This window comes from Pseudomonas sp. G2-4, from assembly GCF_030064125.1.
In the GTDB taxonomy this organism is placed as follows: Bacteria; Pseudomonadota; Gammaproteobacteria; order Pseudomonadales; family Pseudomonadaceae; genus Aquipseudomonas.
In genome coordinates, this window is record NZ_CP125957.1 from 4,551,098 (window position 1) to 4,569,049 (window position 17,952).

A 17,952-nucleotide genomic window follows, 5' to 3' on the forward strand; every position below is an offset into this window, starting at 1 on the left:
TGGTCGAGCAACATACGCCAGGTCGATGGCGTGGCCTGGACCAGGCTGACCTGGTGTCGATCGATGACCTGCAACAACGCCTCGGGATCGTGGGCGCTCTGCTTGTCCACCAGCACCACGCAGGCACCGCTGAACAACGCGCCGTACAGCTCAAGGCCGAAGATATCGAACGAGAACGTGGTCAGCGACAGCACCCGGTCACTGGCCGCGATTCCCGGTTCCCGGGCCATGCTGGCGACAAAGTTCACCAACGCCCCATGCCGCACCATGACGCCCTTGGGCTTGCCGGTGGAGCCCGACGTGTAGATGGCGTAGCTGAGGTTGTCGCCATCGACCGGCCGCTGTGGATTGGTCGCCTGCGCGGCACTGATCGGCTCATCCATCGCGCCAGGCAGCAAGACCTGTACACCGGCCGGAATCGGTAACCGCTGCAACACCGAGGCCTGGGTCAGCAGCAGGTGCAAGCCGCTGTCTTCGATCATATGGGTCAGCCGGTCCACCGGGTATTGCGGATCGAGCGGTACATAGGCACCGCCGGCCTTGAGGATCGCCAACAGGCCGACGATCATCGCCACGCCACGGTCCAGGGCAATGCCCACCAACTGGTCGGGCCCGACACCGTGTTCGATCAAGCGATGGGCCAGGCGATTGGCCTGGGCATTGAGTGCTTCGTAGGTCAGCGACTGCTCGCCGAACACCAGCGCCACGGCATCCGGCGTGCGGCTGGCCTGGGCCTCGAACAACCGATGGATACAACGCTCGCCCGGATAGGCAGCGGCGCTGGCATTCCAGCGTTGCACTTGCTGGCGGGTCTCACTCGGATCGAGCAAAGTCAGTTCGCCCAAGGAACGCTGTCCACCCTCGGCCATTTGCACCAGCAACCGGTGCAGGTGCAGGCCGATCTGCTCGACCGCGGCCTGGGCAAAACTGGCGCGCTGATAGCTGAACTGCACCTGCAATTCGCCGCCTACGCTGACCAACAAGGTCAATGGGTAGTGGGTCTGCTCGAGGTTGTCCACGGTGCCGAAGCGCAAGCCTTGCGGCGAACCCTGCGCCAGGGCTTCGGAAATCGGGTAGTTCTCGAACACCAGGATGTTGTCGAACAGCGCCTCGCCACCCAGCCCGGCCCAGCGCTGGATGTCGAACAACGCCGTGTGTTCGAACTCGCGCAAGGTCAGGTTCTGCGTCTGCACGCTGTGCAACCAGTCATCCAGGCGCTGTTCGGAACGCGGGCTGGCGATGACTGGCAAGGTGTTGATGAACAACCCGATCTGACGCTCGACCCCCACCAGGTCCGTCGGACGCCCCGCCACCGTCGCGCCGAACGCTACGCTGGACTTTCCGCTGTAGCGTTGCAATAGCAGCAGCCAGGCCGCCTGCACCAGGGTGTTGACGGTCACTTTCGATTCACGGGCGAACTCGGCCAGGCGCTGGGTCTGAGCCATGTCCATGTGCATGAGGTGATGGCCGTACAGATTCGCCGCGACCTCCTGGGCCGGACGCACAAACGCCTGGGCCAGGCGCACCGGCTCGTCCAGCGTGCGCAACTGCGCGGTCCAGAATGCCTCGCCGAGGACGGCGTCCTGGCGTTGCAACCAGGCAATGTAATCGCGATAACGACCGGTCGGACGGGCCACGCTGTCTCCCCGGTAATGCTGCAAGACTTCACCAAGCAACTGCGCGCTGCTCCAGCCATCCATCAGGATGTGATGGTTGGTGTAGATCAGGTGATGACGGTCGGTGGCGGTGCGCACCAGCACCAGGCGCATCAGCGGCGCGCAGGTCAGGTCCACGCCTTGGGCACGTTCTGCGTCGGCCAGGGTTTGCAGGGCGCCATCAATATCAGTGCGCCCGTTCCAGTCGAGCACACGGAACGGCACCTCGACCTGACGCTGCACAATCTGCACCGGCTGCGCCAGGTCGCCCTGCCAGAAGAAGCCGCTGCGCAGGATGTCATGGGCATCGACCACGGCTTGCCAGGCCGCGCGGAAACGCTGCGGGTCGATGCCCTCGACGTCGAGGCGCATCTGGTTGATGTAGTCGCCACCGCCCTGTCCGAGCAAGGAATGAAACAGCATGCCCTGTTGCATCGGCGACAGCGGGTAGATGTCGTCGACGGCCTCGGGGTGTTGGACCAACGTGTCCAGTTGCGCCTGGGTCAGCCGCGCCAAGGGGAAATCCGACGGCGTCACGCCACGGCTGTTGCTGTCGCAGCAATGGGCGATGAGTGCCGTGAGCTCCTGTACATAGTCGTCGGCCAGGCGCTGGATGGTCGCGGCGTTGAACTTGTCGCCACTGAAGGTCCAGCTCAAGTCCAGCTCGCCGCCGAACACTTGGCCATCGAGGGCCAGCGGGCTACCCAGCGGGCCTTGCAGGTTCACTTCTTCGCCACCGCGCTCAGTGGTCGGCACGAACAAGGCGTCGTCAGCCCCATCGAAACTGCCGTCGAATTGGCCGAGGTAGTTGAAGGTCAGTTGCGGTTTCGGGAAGGCTTGCAGGGTCTGGCGCGAATGGTCATCGCCCAGGTGCGTCAAGGCCCCGAAGCCAAGGCCCTTGTCAGGGATGGCGCGCAGTTGTTCCTTGATCTGTTTCAGCGAGGCGCCGAGGTCGGCAGCCGGGGTCAGCTTCGCGGGGAACAGGCTGGTGAACCAGCCGACGGTACGGCTCAGGTCGACGTGGTCGAACAGATCTTCACGGCCGTGGCCTTCGAGTTGCACCCACACGCTGTCGTCCCCGGTCCAGCGCACCATCACCCGCGCCAGTGCCGTCAGCAGCAGATCGTTGATCTGGGTGCGATAGGCCGCCGGGGCTTGCTGCAACAGTTGTCGGGTGAGGGTTTTATCCAGTGCCGTGCGGATCGTCACGGCTTGGCCGTGTTGCTGCCCGCCCTGGGGATTGTCCCACGGCAACCCCGTCGAGACGCCTTGCAACTGTTGTTGCCAAAAACCCAGCTCAGCCTGCAAGGGTGCGCTGGTAGCGTAGTCCTGCAATGCGGCGGTCCAGGCTTTGACCGCGCTGGTCTTGGCCGGCAGTTGCACCGCCGCACCCGCGAGAATCTGTCGATAAGCGCTTTGCAGGTCTTCGAACAGAATCCGCCAGGACACGCCGTCCACCACCAGGTGATGGACGATCAGCAGCAGCCGCTGCGTGCCGTCGGCAAGGGTCGCCAGCAGCGCGCGAAGCAGCGGGCCGCCATCCAGTTGCAGGCTGCGCTGGGCCCGGTTGCCCAGCACTTCCAGCTCAGCGAGATCGGCAACATCGGCATGCCAGAGCAGCGTGCCCGCCGCCTGCGCCTCGACGTCACGATAACGCGCGGTCCAGCCTTCGCCCTGCTCGATAAAGTCCAGGCGCAAGCTGTCGTGGTGCACGATCAGCGCGCCCAAGGCCTGTTCCAACGCCCGCGCATCCAGCGCCTGCGTCGGTTTGAGCATCACCGATTGGTTCCAGTGATGGCGGTCGGGAATCGGCTGGGCGAAGAACCATTGATGGATCGGCAACAGTGCGGTTTCGCCGGTCACGGGTTGCTGGTCGATCGATTGCCGCGGCGCGCCAGTCTGGACCACGGCGGCCAGGGCCTCGATGGTCTGATGCTGGAACAGATCCTTCGGCGTGAAGTGAATACCGGCCAACCGGGCGCGACTGACCACCTGGATCGAGACGATGGAATCGCCCCCCAGTTCGAAGAAGTTGTCCTGCAGGCCGACTTGCCCAAGCTTGAGCACGTCCTGCCAGATGGCCGCCAGTTGCTGCTCCAGCGGGCTGCGGGGCGCCACGTAGGTTTGCTGCAATTGGCTGACGTCGGGCTTGGGCAGGTTCTTGCGGTCGAGCTTGCCGTTGGGGGTCAGCGGCAAGCGTTCAAGCAGCAGCAGATAGGCCGGGACCATGTGCGCCGGCAGGGTCGCCTTGAGCTGCTCGCGCAGGTGCTCGGCGAACGCCTCACGCGGGGCCGAGGCCTCATCAGCCACGACATAGGCCACCAGGCGCTTGCCGCTGCCGGCAGTGCCTTCCTGGGCCACCACGACCGCTTCGCGCACGCCATCAAGGGCTTGCAGACTGGCTTCGACTTCACCCAGCTCGATGCGGAAACCGCGGATCTTCACCTGGTTGTCGATGCGATCCAAGTAATCGAAGGTGCCGTCGGCGCGCTGGCGCACCAGGTCACCGGTGCGGTACAGCAAGCCGCCTTCAGCGCTGAACGGATCAGCGACAAACCGCTCGGCCGTCAGGCCCGGACGGTTCAGGTAACCCCGGGCCAGGCCAGTGCCGCCCAGGTACAGCTCACCGGCCATGCCTTGGGGCAGCAGGTTCAGGTCAGCATCCAGCACGTAGGCACTGCGGTCGCCGATGCGGCTGCCGATGGGTGCATACGCGGCGCCGCACGCGACGTCACGACCGGCCTTCCAGATCAAAGGCGTGACCACGGTTTCGGTCGGGCCGTAGCCGTTGATGATGAAGTCCGGATCGAGGGCGCGCTTGACCCGTTCGAAACTGGCGTTGGCCACCGCATCGCCGCCGAAGCAATAGATCCGCACCTTGGGCGGGTTGCCTTCGCGCTCGGCGTGTTCGGCCAGTTGTTGCAGGTACACCGGCGGGAACGCCACCACGGTCACGCCGTGCTCGCGCATCGCGTTGTAGGTTTGCTCCGGGGTCCACAGGCTGTCATCACGAATCAGCAACGACGCGCCATGGGTCAGGCTGGTGAGCCAGCGCTCGTGGGCGCCGTCGAAGGCGAAGGACATGAAATGGAATTCGCAATCGCTGCTCTGCATTTCATAACGTTCGCCGATGGCCTGGCAGTGCATCGCCAGCGGACCATGGGCCACGCTCACGCCCTTGGGATTGCCGGTGGAACCGGAGGTGTAGATCACGTACGCCAGGTTCTGTGGATCGAGCTTGATCGAAGGTGCATGAGTCGGTTGCAGGCTCAGGTCCAGACGGTCGAGTTCCAGCACCTGGTCGGCACCTTCCAGGGGCAGCTGTGCCGACACCCGGGAATCGGTGAGCAACAGCGCCAGCCCCGAATCCTCGATCAGGTACGCCAGGCGTTCACGGGGGTAACTGGTGTCCAGCGGCACGTAGGCAGCGCCGGCCTTGAGCACCGCCAGCAGCGCGACAATCACCCCTTCGCTGCGCGGCAGGGCCACGCCGACCCGGGTTTCCGGGCCCACGCCACGGGCAATCAGCGCGTGAGCCAGTTGGTTGGCCCGGCGGTCGATCTCGCCATAGCTGAAGCGCTGACCGTCGAAGATCACCGCCGTGCTGTGCGGTTTTAGCGCTGCCAAATGGGCAATGCGCTGATGCACGGCGATGTCGGTCGGGTAGGGTTGCGGGTGGTTGGCAGCCTGTTGCCCGGCCTGTTCCTCAGCACTGACCAGGGCGATTTGCCCCAGGTTACGCGCTGCCGATTCGGCAAAGGTATCCAGCAGATGCATCAGATGACGATTAATGCCCTCGATGGCAGCCGGGCTGAAATGCGCCCGGTCGAAACTGTAGTGCAGCGCCAGTGTCTGGCCGAGGGTTATGGCAACGCTCAATGGGTAGTGGGTTTGTTCCAGATGAGCGACCTCGCCAAACACCGCCCCCTGCCCGGCGCCCTCTTGCAGGGCCTGGGCTATCGGGTAGTTCTCGAACACCAGAATGTTGTCGAACAGCGCTTCGCCGCCCTGCCCGGCCCAGCGCTGAATGTCCGCCAGCGGCGTGTGTTCGAACTCCCGCAGGCTCAGGTTCTGCGCCTGCACGGCTTGCAGCCAGGCACCGACCGACTGGTCCGGACGTGGTGCGGCGATCACCGGCAAGGTGTTGATGAACAGGCCGACCTGTTGCTCGATGCCCGGCAATTCCGCTGGGCGCCCGGCCACGGTGGCACCGAAGGCCACGCTGTCGTGGCCGGTGTAGCGTTGCAGCAGCAACAGCCACGCCGCTTGCACCAGGGTGTTGAGGGTGACTTTCTGCTGGCGGGCGAACTGCTCCAGGGCTTGGGTACGAGCCGCGTCCAGGGTTTGGAAGTGGTCGCCATGGCCGCTGTGGATTTCGCTGGCGGACATGACCCCTGCCAACCGAGTCGGTTCTTGCAGGGTTGCCAGTTGAGCGCTCCAGAAAGCCTCGCTCAGTTGCGCATCCTGGCGTTGCAGCCAGGCGATGTAATCGCGATAACGCCCGCCACTGGCCGCAGGTTGGCGACCGCTGTAGCGCTGCAGCACTTCACCCAGCAACTGCGCGTTACTCCAGCCGTCCATCAGGATGTGGTGATGGGTGTAGATCAGGTGCCCGCGGTCAGCGGCGGTCTGCACCAGCACCAGGCGCAGCAACGGCGCCCGGGCCAGATCGAAGCCCTGCTGGCGTTCGGCGTCGGCGCGTTCATTCAAGGCGTCGGCCAGGTTGTCGCGTTCACGCCAGTCCAACACCGTAAACGGCAGCTCGACCTGGCGATGAACGATCTGCAGGGGTTGCTCGAGATCGCCCTGCCAGACAAAACCACTGCGCAGGATGTCCTGGGCATCGAGGGTGGCCTGCCAGGCGTCGCCGAAGCGCTGCGCATCGACGCCCTGGACGTCCACCCGCAGCTGGTTGATGTATTCCCCCGCCGCCTGCTCGTACAGAGTGTGGAACAGCAAGCCCTGTTGCATCGGCGACAGCGGATAAAGGTCGTCCAACTGCCCGGCCACCACCGGCAGGCTGTCGAGTTGTGCCTGGCTGATGCGCGCCAGGGGGAAGTCCGACGGCGTCGCCTGCGGCGTTTCGAGCCCGCAGCAATGTGCGATCAGCGCGCCGAGCTCGGCGAGATAATCAGCCGCCAACGTTTCGATGGTCTGGCGCTTGAACATCCGCTCGCTGAAGCCCCAGTTCAAGGCCAGTTCACCGCCGTAGATCTGGCCTTCCACCGTCAGCCAGTTCGCCAGTGGCGCCCGGGCATGTTGCGCCGAGCCACTGCCTTCGCTGGACGGCACGAACAGCGCGCTGTCGTCGAACTGACGGTCAAACTGGCCCAGGTAGTTAAAAGTGATGCGTGGCGCCGGCAAGGCCATCAGCTCGGCGCGCACCGCCGGTTCACCGAGGTAACGCAGCACGCCGTAGCCCAGGCCTTTGTCCGGCACGGCACGCAGTTGCTCCTTGATGGTTTTAAGCGAAGTACTCAAGTCCGGGCCCGGGTTGAGGCTGACCGGAAACAGGCTGGTGAACCATCCGACGGTGCGGGTCAGGTCCAGGCCGTCGAACAGGTCTTCACGGCCATGACCTTCAAGCTGGATCAGCGTATGGTCCTGGCCTGTCCAGCGACAAATCGTGCGGGCCAGGGCAGTCAGCAGCAGGTCGTTGATCTGGGTACGGTAGGCCTTGGGCGCCTGTTGCAGCAGTTGACGGGTCTGTTCGGCGTCCAGCTTCACCTGGACCTTGCGCTCATCACGCGCCTCCAGCAGCCCCTCGGGATAATCACAAGGCAAGCCGTTGTCGGCCCGCTCGCTCGCCTGGGCGCGCCAGTAATCGAGACTGCCCATGAACGTTTCCAGGTGCCCATGCAGGCGTGCCGACCACTGTCCGTAAGCGCTGGTCTTGGCGGGCGCCTGGATCGGCTGGCCGGCCTGTAACTGGCCGTAGAAGCGCTGCAGGTCTTCCAACAATACGCGCCAGGAAACGCCGTCCACAACCAGGTGATGGATCACCAGCAGCAGACGCTGGCTGCCATCGGCCATGTCCACCAGCATGGCCCGCAACAGCGGCCCGTCGTCCAGGTTTAGGCTGCGCTGGGCGTCGTCGCACAGGGCGGTGAGTTGTTCGACCGAAGACGCTTGACGCAGCCACAACAGGCTGGCCGCGGACGGCTCGGCATAGGCTTGCTGCCACTGGCCGTTCAGCTGGGAAAAACGCAGGCGCAGGCTGTCGTGATGCTCGGTCAAACGGACCAGGGCCGGCTCCAGAGCGGCAACATCGAGGCGTTCGCCGGGCACCAGCAACAGCGACTGGTTCCAGTGCTGGCGCTCAGGAATTTCGCGTTCGAAGAACCAATGCTGCACCGGGGTCAACGGCACCGCACCGCTCGCCGGGCCCTGGTCGACCTGGTCGGTATCGCCCTGGCGCGCCACCCGTGCCAGGCTGCGCAGGGTCTGGTGCTGGAACAGCGCCTTGGGGTTGAGCACGATCCCGGCCTGCCGCGCACGGCTGACCACTTGCATGGAGACGATGGAGTCACCGCCCAGCTCAAAGAAGTTGTCTTCCAGGCCAATGCTGTCGAGGTTCAGCACCTCCTGCCAGATCGCCGCCAGGGATTTTTCCAGCGGGCTGTGGGGCGCGACGAATTCACGTTGTTGCTCGCTACCGTCAATGGCCGGCAAGGCCTTGCGGTCGAGTTTGCCGTTGGGGGTCAAGGGCAGTTGATCGAGGAACAACAGGTAGGCCGGCACCATGTAGTCCGGCAGGTGTTCGCGCAGGGCAACCTTGAGCGTTTCACGCAGTTGCGCCAGGGCCTCGGCCTGGGTCAGAACCGTCGTGTCGCTCGGCACGATGAACGCCGCCAGTTGCTGGCCGTGCTCGCCATCCTGGGCCAGCACCGCCAGCTCTCGCACTTGAGGTTGCTGCAGCAGCCGCGCCTCGATTTCCCCCAGCTCGATGCGAAAGCCCCGGACCTTGACCTGATGGTCGATGCGACCGATGTATTGCAAGGTGCCGTTGGCCTGGTAACGGCTCAGGTCGCCCGTGCGGTACAGCCGCTCACCGTTGCTGGAAAACGGGTTGGGCACGTACTTCTCGGAAGTCATCGCAGCACGGCCGAGGTAGCCACGGGTGATGCCCGCGCCGCTCAGGTACAGCTCGGCCGCAACGCCTTGAGGCACCGGTTGCAGGTCGGCGTCCAACAGGTAGCAGGCGGTGTGTTTGAGCGGTCGGCCAATGTTCGCCGTACCGCCAACAGTGCGGCGGGTCCAGGTGGAGTAAGTGGTGTCTTCCGAGGGGCCGTATAGGTCGTAGACGTGTTCAACAGTGGGCTGTTGATACAGCGCGTCCACCAGGTTCTGCTTCAACGGTTCACCGGCCAGGTTGATGATCCTCACGCTGGCCGGGATTTCACCGCTGCGCTTCAATGCGCCGATAGCCGACGGCACGGTGTTGATCAGGCGCACCTGATCCCGGGCCGGCAGTTGCGGCAGTTCCAGGGCGTTGCGGGCGATGATCAGCGAGCCGCCGTTGGCCAGGGTCACGAACAGCTCCCACACCGACAGGTCGAAGCACACCGAGGTGGAAGCCAGCACGCCTTGAATGTCGTCTCGGCTGTAGACCGATTTCGACCAGTCGACCAGCGCCAGCACGTTGCGATGGGCAATCGCCACGCCCTTGGGCTGGCCGGTGGAACCAGAGGTGTAAATCACGTAGGCGAGATTATCTGGCGTGACCGTGGTGAGCGGCGCACTCCATGGGTATTGCCCCAGCTCGATCCGATCCAGCATCAGCACGGCGGTTTCGGCCGGAACGGTCAGCGTCGCCGCCACCGCCTGCTCGGTCAGCAGCACCCGGGCATGGCTGTCGTCGAGCATGTAGGCCACGCGCTCGGCCGGGTAATCCGGGTCCAGCGGCACGTAGGCGCCACCGGCCTTGAATACCGCCAGCAGGGCGATCAACAGTCGCTCGGAACGCGGCATCGCCACGCCCACCCGTACTTCCGGGCCCACGCCCAGCTCGATGAGTTTATGGGCCAGGCGATTGGCGCGGCCGTCGAGTTCGCTGTAGGTCAATTGGGTGTTGGCGAAGGTCACGGCCAATGCGTCCGGCATGGCTTCTGCCTGGCGGGCGATCATCTGATGGATGCACAGGGTTTGTTCGAACGGCGCATCCACCGGGTTCCAGTCATGGATCAGACGCTGATATTCATCGGATTCGAGCAGCGGCAAGTCACCGATAAAGGCGCGACTGTCAGCCACCATGCCTTGCAGCAACCGAATCCAGTGCCGGGCCATGCGCTCGACAGTGGCCGCGTCGAACAGATCATTGGCGTAGGTCAGGGCCGCGTGCAACTTGCCGGCCTTTTCCCAAGTGTCGAGGGTCAGATCGAATTGGGTGGTGCGGCTCTGCCACGTCAGCATCGACAACTCCAGCCCCGAAGCCGTGCGGATGCTGGCGATGTCGGCCACTTGCGGCTGGTGGTTGTACATGACCTGGAACAGCGGTGTATGGCTGAGGCTACGCTCCAGTTTCAGGGCTTCCACCAGCCGCTCGAACGGCAGGTCCTGATGGGCCTGGGCGCCGAGGGCCGCTTCCTTGATCGTGCGCAGCAGCTCATCGACACGGGTCTGGCCACCCAGTTCGGTGCGCAGCACCTGGGTGTTGACGAAGAAGCCGATCAGCCCTTCGGTTTCCGCCCGGTTACGGTTGGCAATGGGCACGCCGACGCGAATATCGGTATGGCCGGTGTAGCGATGCAGCAGCACGTTGAAGGCGCCTAGCAGGAGCATGAACACGGTGATGTTGTGCTGCTGAGCCGTAGTGCGAAGTTGCTCGGCCAGGGCCGGCTCCACGGCAAATTCATAGCGAGTGCCGCGGTAGCTGGGCATCGCCGGACGCGGGTGATCGAGGGGTAATTCCAGCACCGGATGTTCGTCACCCAACTGCGCCTGCCAGTACGCCAATTGCCGCCCCTGCTCACCGGCCTCCAGCCAACGGCGTTGCCACAAGGCGTAGTCGCTGTACTGGATCGGCAAGTCGGCCAACTGCGGTGCAACGCCCGCCTCATGGGCGTCGTAGAAACGGATGAACTCATCGATCAACACGTTCATGGACCAGCCATCGGAGACGATGTGGTGCAGGGTCAGCAGCAGCACGTGTTCCTGGTCATCGAGCTTGAGCAATTCGACCCTCAGCAAGGGACCGCAGGATAGATCGAAGGGCCGCATCGACTGGGCCTCGGCAGCCAGGCGAACCGCCTGTTCGCGCTCGGCGGCCGGCATGGCACTGAAGTCCGCGTGGTCGATCACCAGCGGCGCGCTGGCCGGCACTTGCAGGAGACGGTCGTCGGCCTGGCGCTGGAACACCGTGCGCAGGGTTTCGTGCCGAGCCACCAGGCTGGCGAAAGCCTGCTCCAGGGCCGGCAGGCTCAATGCACCGCTGAGCCGCACCGCCCCGGGCAGGTTGTAGGCGCCGCTGTCCGGCTCCAGTTGCCAAAGAAACCACATGCGTTGCTGGGCATAGGACAAGGCCTGGCGATCCTCGGCCTCGACGCCCTGGGGAATGGGAAAACCGCTGAACTCCACGCCCTCCTTGGCCAACGCCGCGAGGAACATCCGGCGCTTGTCCAGGGGCAACCCGATAAACCGGCGAGCAAGTTTCAAGGCGTCTTCAGCATTCATTTCTGGGGTATCCGGAATCAGTGGGCACAAGGCACAAAGGCAAGTCGTCCCTATAAAACGAATGCAGACCGGAAAAATTAGCGTTTGAGAATTTGTATCAGGAAGAGGGGTAGAACGGGGATTTGGAGAATGATGCAGGTTACAAATGTGGGAGCGAGCTTGCTCGCGATGGCGCAGGATCAGCCAACGTATAGGCAAGCTGACACACCGCTATCGCGAGCAAGCTCGCTCCCACATGGGACTGCATTCCAATGAACTTGGGAATCAAATCACGCGCTGATCGCCACGCCATGCCGCCGATGATGCACGCTCAACTGATCCTTGATCAGCCGCAGCACCCTGGCCTCATGCTGATGAATGAAGAAGTGCCCACCGGCCAGCATGTCCACCGAAAAGCTTCCCGTGGTTTCCCGGCGCCAGCCAATCAGTTGTTCGGTGGTGGCCTTGTCGGTGGTGCCGCCGAGCACATGCACCGGGCAGTTGAGCGGTGGGCGAACCTGGGGCTGGAAGCGTCCGCACAGCAGGAAATCCGCCCGCAGGATCGGCAAGGTCAGGGCCATCAGCTCTTCGTTGGCCAATATTTCCTCGCTGGTACCGTTGAGGGTGCGTAGCTGGTCGATCAGTTCAGCATCGGTTTTCGGCTCAGCGAAACCACGGTCGTAGTCGGCCCGCATCGTCGGTGCCGCGGTGCCAGACGCGAACAGTGCCACCGGTTCCGGGCAGCCGAGTTCACGCAAGGCATGGGCGATCTCGCAGGCCAGCAGCGCGCCGAGGCTGTGACCGAACACGGCATAAGGAGCCTTAAGCGTCGGGCGCAGTTCCCGCGCCAATTGCATCGCCAACGGGCCCATGTCGGTGTGCAGCGGTTCGTCGAAACGCGCTCCGCGCCCCGGCAGCTCCACGGGCTGCACGTGCAGCCACTGCGGCAACGTGCGCCGCCAGCGGCTGTAAACCATCGCGCTGGCGCCGGAATAAGGCAGGCACAGCAGGGTCAGTTGAGTCACTGCGGTTTTCTCCGATCGGTCGTGTATGGAAATAACGAAGGTGCGGCACACAGAATTAGTCAAAAACGTTACGTTCGCTACATCTTCCAAGCGCCCCCTTATACTGGCGGCACCTCGACTCACTCCACCACAAAGGAGCACGCCATGAGCTGGTCCGCCAAGCAATACGTCACTTTCGAACAGGAACGCACCCGTCCGGCCCGGGACCTGCTGGCCGCCATTCCCTCCGTGGAAGCGCGCTCAGTGATCGACCTGGGCTGCGGCCCCGGGAACTCCACCGAACTGCTGGTGGAACACTTCCCCGGCGCCACAGTGCGCGGCCTCGACAGTTCCAGCGACATGATCGAGGCCGCTCGCCAGCGCTTGCCTGCCGTAACGTTCGACACGGCAGACATCGGCCGCTGGAATGAATCCGGACCGTTCGACGTGATCTTCGCCAACGCCGTGCTGCAATGGCTGCCCGACCACGCCACCCTGCTACCCTCGCTGGCGAGCAAGCTCGCCGAGGGTGGCAGCCTGGCGGTCCAGATGCCCGACAACCTGCACCAACCGTCCCACCGATTAATGCGGGAAGTCGCGGCCAACGGCCCCTGGGCCAAGCAACTGGCCGGGGTGGCTGATATGCGTACGCAAGTCGAGGACACCAGCACTTATTACTCGATCCTCAAGCCCCACTGCACCCGCGTCGACGTGTGGCGCACCACCTATCACCACCCACTGGCCGGCGGTGCCGCGGGTGTAGTGGAGTGGTTCAAGGGTAGCGCTTTACGGCCGTTTCTCGAGCCGCTGGATCAAGCGCAGCGCGAGCAGTACCTGGAGCGCTATCTCCAGGCGGTCGAACAGGCTTATCCAGCCCTGGACGATGGCACGGTATTGCTGCCATTTCCCCGTGTGTTCATGGTTGCGACGCGCTAGGGCGATGGTCAGCAGCGAGGGCTAAATTTCTGCTGAAGGCCCTCGTTACCTGCTAAGACCAAAACCCACAAGAGTGACCGCCGTGGACCTGCAAACCATCCTGGGCAAACTGTTCGCCAATGCCGGCGCCGTCGGTATCGAAGGTGTCTTCCAATTCGTGTTCGGCCCGCATCAGGCGTATTGGTCCGAGGTCAAGGCCAGCAGCCGCACCCAGGCCGGTCGGCACACCAGCCCCGACGTGACCATCGAAGTGACGGAAAAGGATTTTCTCGGGATCATGGCCGGCATGGCCAATGTCGAAGAGCTGTTTGCCAGCGGTCGCCTGAAGATTGGCGGCAACATGGGCCTGGCAACGTTGCTGCCGCAGATCATCGACCATGCCCGTCATGGCGGTGGCGTGGTGGAAAAGGTCGACATGAACAAGCGCTACCCCACCCCGTCGCGTTTCAGCGAAAAACTCACCGCCAGCCTGCCCACTCAATACAGTGTGGAACGACGACCGCGTAGCGAGCTATCGGTGCAGGAATTTCAAGCGCGCTACCTGCCCCATGGCATTCCGGTGGTCATCAGCGATGCCTTGCAGGACTGGCCGTTGTTCAAGCTCAGCCGCGAGGAGTCCCTGGTACATTTTGCCGAACTGCAAGGCATCACCCGCCATGGCGACTACGTGAAGAAAACCTTCTCGACCGAGCGGGATTTCCGCTCCACGTCCATGGCCGACTTCATCGCCTCCCTGGACAGCCCGGCGGTCAAAGGCACCGACGGCGAACCACCGGCCTACATGGGCAACAACATCCTGCCGGCGCAGTTGATGGAGCAGATCCAATACCCACCCTATTTCGACCCGTCGCTGTTCATCCCGCCGCGCATCTGGATCGGCCCCAAGGGCACCCTGACGCCGCTGCACCGCGATGACACCGATAACCTGTTTGCCCAGGTCTGGGGGCAGAAAACCTTCACCCTCGCCGCACCCCATCACCGCGAGGCCCTGGGTACTTGGTCCACAGCGCCCCAAGGCGGGCTGGACGGCTGTGATTTCAACCCCGACGAGCCGGACTACCAGCGCTTCCCCCACGCCCGGGACGTGACCTTCCTGCGCGTGACGCTGGAGGCTGGGGATCTGTTGTTCCTGCCGGAAGGCTGGTTCCATCAGGTGGAGTCGGTGTCCACGTCGTTGTCGGTGAACTTCTGGGTGAATTCGGGGCGGGGTTGGTAACCGCCGAACACTCTGCTTTTGTGAACACAGACCTGTGGCGAGGGAGCTTGCTCCCGCTGGGCTGGGCTGCAGCCCCTCCAAAGGCACTCTCAATCTACCTGAATGATCGAGGTGCCAGGTCTTGGGGCTGCTACGCAGCCCAGCGGGAGCAAGCTCCCTCGCCACAGGGTTAGCGTCCAAATGTGGCTGAAGTGTGAAGATCGCTTCACCCAAATGAACTCTGCACGCCTCACGCCAGTCAGCAGGTAAGGCCCTCAGTTCAAGGTGCTAGACCCATGCAGATATCCCTCGCCCAACAAGTGGCCCTGGTCACCGGTGCCAGCTCGGGCATCGGCGCTGGTTCGGCCAGGGCCTTGGCGAACGCCGGGGCCGCCGTGGTGCTCAACTACCACTCCAGCGCTGGTCCGGCGCAAGACCTGGCTCGTGAGATCAACGACAACGGCGGCCGCGCCATTGCCGTCGGTGCCGATGTCTCGAAGGAGGACGACGTCGAGCGTCTGTTCGCCCAGGCCCTCGACGCCTTTGGCACCCTGGACATTCTGGTGGCCAACTCCGGCCTGCAAAAAGACGCCGCCGCCGTCGACATGCGCCTGGAAGACTGGAACACCGTGATCGGCACCAACCTCACCGGGCAGTTCCTCTGCGCCCGCGCCGCCCTGCGGATTTTCAACCGCCAGGGCATTCGCCAGGGCGTGTCCCGGGCCGCCGGCAAGATCATTCACATGAGTTCGGTGCACCAGCGCATTCCCTGGGCCGGTCACGTCAATTACGCCGCGTCCAAAGGCGGTGTCGATCTACTGATGCAGAGCCTGGCCCAGGAAACCAGCCACCAGCGCATCCGCATCAACAGCATCGCCCCCGGCGCCATCCGCACGGCCATCAACCGCGAAGCCACCGAGGGTGAACAGGAGCAGAAACTGCTGGAGCTGATTCCTTATGGTCGCGTGGGGGATGTGGAGGACGTCGCCAATGCCGTGGTCTGGCTGGCGTCGGACCTGTCCGATTATGTGGTGGGCACCACGTTGTTCATTGATGGCGGGATGAGCCTTTATCCGGGGTTTCGCGGCAATGGCTGATCATGACGAACCACAGAGCCCTATCGAGAACCACGGCATCATCGGCGACATGCGCACTGCCGCCCTGATCAACGACCGAGGCAGCGTCGACTTTTTCTGCTGGCCGGAATTCGACAGTCCGTCGATCTTTTGCTCGCTACTGGACACCTCCGAAGCGGGGATTTTCCAACTCGCGCCAGACCTGCCTGATGCCCGTCGCCAACAAATCTACCTGCCCGACACCAACGTGCTGCAAACCCGCTGGCTGAGCGACGGCGCCGTGGTGGAAGTCACCGACCTGCTGCCCATCGGCGACAGCGAGGATGATTTGCCGGTGTTGATGCGCCGGGTCCGCATGACCATCGGCAGCGCGAGGTTTCGCATGCGCTGCGCGGTGCGCCACGACTATGCCCGGGCCGCCACCACGGCGCGCCAGGACGGCACCCACATCTGTTTCGAGGCGCCGGGGCAACCGAGCCTGCGCTTGTGCTCTGACCAGGCCATGATGTTGGACGGCAACGCCGCGGTGGCAGAGTTCACCCTGGAACAGGGCCAGACCGCCGAGTTCCTGTTGGGCGGCATCGACGACCCGCGACTTCAGGATGACGTCAGCGCGATCTGCCTGGAACGCACCCTGGCGTTCTGGCGCGGCTGGATCGGACAGTCGAATTATCGCGGACGCTGGCGGGAGGTGGTCAACCGCTCGGCCTTGGCGCTGAAGCTGCTGACCTCGCGCAAACACGGCGCCATCCTCGCTGCGGCCACCTTCGGCCTGCCGGAAACCCGGGGCGGCGAGCGCAACTGGGATTACCGCTACACCTGGATCCGCGACGCTTCGTTCACCGTCTATGCATTCATGCGCCTGGGCTTCGTCGAAGAAGCCAACGCCTACATGCGCTTTTTACGCGGTCGAGTCAGCGACTGCTGTGATCAGCCGACCAAACTCAACATCCTGTACGGCTTGGATGGCCGGCAGGATTTGCCGGAAACCGAGCTCCCGCACCTGAGCGGTTTCGGTGGTGCGCAGCCGGTGCGCATCGGCAACCTCGCCTACCAACAGGTACAGCTGGATATCTTTGGCGAGCTGATGGACGCGGTGTACCTGGTCAATAAATACGGCGAAGCCATCTCCCATCAAGGCTGGAAACACACCGTCGACGTGGTCGACCAGGTATGCAAGGTCTGGCAGGACAAGGACGTGGGCATCTGGGAAATGCGCGGCGACAAGCAGCATTTTCTGCATTCGCGGCTGATGTGCTGGGTCGCCGTCGACCGCGCCATCCGGTTGGCCGAAAAACGCTCCCTGCCCGCCCCGTTCGCCCGCTGGGACGAGACCCGCCAGGCTATCTACGAAGACATCTGGACAAATTTCTGGAACGAGGAACGCCAACACTTCATCCAGCGCCAGGGCAGCACCGCCTTGGACGGCTCGATGCTGTTGATGCCCCTGGTGCGCTTCGTCAGCGCCCGCGATCCGCGCTGGCTATCGACCCTGGACGCCATTGAAAAAAGCCTGGTGCGCGACGGCATGGTGTACCGCTACCGCAACGACGACAGCCCCATCGACGGCCTCAGTGGCATCGAAGGCTCGTTCGCCGCCTGCTCGTTCTGGTACGTCGAATGCCTGGCCCGCGCCGGCCGCGTGGAAAAAGCCCAGCTGGAATTCGAACAGCTGCTGCGCTACGCCAACCCGCTGGGGCTGTACGCTGAAGAGTTCGACAGCCATGGGTATCACTTGGGCAACACGCCCCAGGCCTTGACCCATTTGGCGTTGATCAGCGCGGCGAGTTTTCTGGATCGCAAGTTGAGTGGGGAGAAGAATCATTGGCAGCCGTGAGCCTTAGATCAAACGCGGTCCCCTGTGGCGAGGGAGCTTGCTCCCGCTCGACTGCGCAGCAGGCGCAAAAATCTTGGGGTCGCTGCGCAACCCAGCGGGAGCAAGCTCCCTCGCCACAAGAGCGGTGTGTCAGTTAGCTGGTCGGCTCAATGTCATCCAACGCCCGATTGGCCAGCAACGTACCCAGCTCGATCAACTGCTGAATCCCCAACGCTACATGCCGCCGCGAGCCCTCCAGCTCGAACGCCAAGTCACCGACCATGGCATTGGCCGAGGCCAGGGTTTCGCTGAGGCTGGTCAGCACCGATTCGGTATTGATGCCTGGGACGACGGAAAAGACCTGGCCGTCCTGGGTGTCGGGCTTGGCTGGCGTCGGGGGAGACAAGTGAAGATTCAGCGCCCGGTCGGCGGCTTCGCGGAGTTTTTTTGAATCGAGGGTGGTGTGGGCAGAGAGGTCTTCGGCCCGTGGGGGGTTGGGGGTGATCTTGACCATTGTGAAACTCCTGACTTGAAGTTGAGCTCACTCACCTCGTGACCAAACGAGGATGGTGGGCGGTACGCAGGTTGGTCAACCGGGAAGTCAGGCACCCGGCGCACT

7 protein-coding genes (1 of these 7 running past the window's edge) are annotated in these 17,952 nt (G+C 63.6%); 4 read left to right on the forward strand and 3 right to left on the reverse strand.

Annotated features, from left to right (window positions below):
- A protein-coding gene (locus QNH97_RS19700; RefSeq protein WP_283553518.1) for a non-ribosomal peptide synthase/polyketide synthase crosses the window boundary here: on the reverse strand, positions 1 to 11,327 show its 5' portion. 1,054 nt of this gene lie to the left of the window's left edge; only the first 11,327 of its 12,381 coding nucleotides appear in the window; its start codon is at positions 11,325 to 11,327; its stop codon lies beyond the left edge, outside the window.
- Between the two features lie 269 nt (positions 11,328 to 11,596).
- Positions 11,597 to 12,331: a thioesterase II family protein gene (locus QNH97_RS19705; protein WP_283553519.1), complete on the reverse strand. Its 735-nt coding sequence runs from the start codon at positions 12,329 to 12,331 to the stop codon at positions 11,597 to 11,599.
- 144 nt (positions 12,332 to 12,475) lie between these two features.
- Between QNH97_RS19705 and tam the strand changes: the two genes are divergently transcribed.
- From tam to QNH97_RS19725, 4 genes are all read left to right on the forward strand, one after another.
- Positions 12,476 to 13,246, forward strand: coding sequence for a trans-aconitate 2-methyltransferase (gene tam, locus QNH97_RS19710; RefSeq protein ID WP_283553520.1), 771 nt, complete (start codon positions 12,476 to 12,478; stop codon positions 13,244 to 13,246).
- An 82-nt stretch (positions 13,247 to 13,328) separates the two neighbouring features.
- Positions 13,329 to 14,462: a cupin-like domain-containing protein gene (locus QNH97_RS19715; protein ID WP_283553521.1), complete on the forward strand. Its 1,134-nt coding sequence runs from the start codon at positions 13,329 to 13,331 to the stop codon at positions 14,460 to 14,462.
- A gap of 275 nt (positions 14,463 to 14,737) precedes the next feature.
- The gene (locus QNH97_RS19720) at positions 14,738 to 15,538 is read left to right on the forward strand and encodes an SDR family oxidoreductase (RefSeq protein ID WP_283553522.1); all 801 of its coding nucleotides are present in this window, start codon (positions 14,738 to 14,740) and stop codon (positions 15,536 to 15,538) included.
- Positions 15,531 to 17,354 (forward strand): glycoside hydrolase family 15 protein, encoded by a 1,824-nt coding sequence (locus QNH97_RS19725; protein WP_283553523.1) that lies wholly within the window; start codon positions 15,531 to 15,533, stop codon positions 17,352 to 17,354. The genes QNH97_RS19720 and QNH97_RS19725 overlap by 8 nt, the downstream gene beginning before the upstream one ends.
- A gap of 133 nt (positions 17,355 to 17,487) precedes the next feature.
- Here the strand turns inward: QNH97_RS19725 and QNH97_RS19730 are convergent, their stop codons facing one another.
- Positions 17,488 to 17,847: a DUF6124 family protein gene (locus tag QNH97_RS19730; protein WP_283553524.1), complete on the reverse strand. Its 360-nt coding sequence runs from the start codon at positions 17,845 to 17,847 to the stop codon at positions 17,488 to 17,490.
- Positions 17,848 to 17,952 lie beyond the last annotated feature (105 nt).

Coding starts and splice junctions, on each gene's coding strand:
- QNH97_RS19725 (WP_283553523.1), top strand. CDS start 15,531: ATGGCTGATCATGACGAACCACAGAGCCCTATCGAGAACCACGGCATC.
- QNH97_RS19730 (WP_283553524.1), bottom strand. CDS start 17,847: ATGGTCAAGATCACCCCCAACCCCCCACGGGCCGAAGACCTCTCTGCC.
- QNH97_RS19720 (WP_283553522.1), top strand. CDS start 14,738: ATGCAGATATCCCTCGCCCAACAAGTGGCCCTGGTCACCGGTGCCAGC.
- tam (WP_283553520.1), top strand. CDS start 12,476: ATGAGCTGGTCCGCCAAGCAATACGTCACTTTCGAACAGGAACGCACC.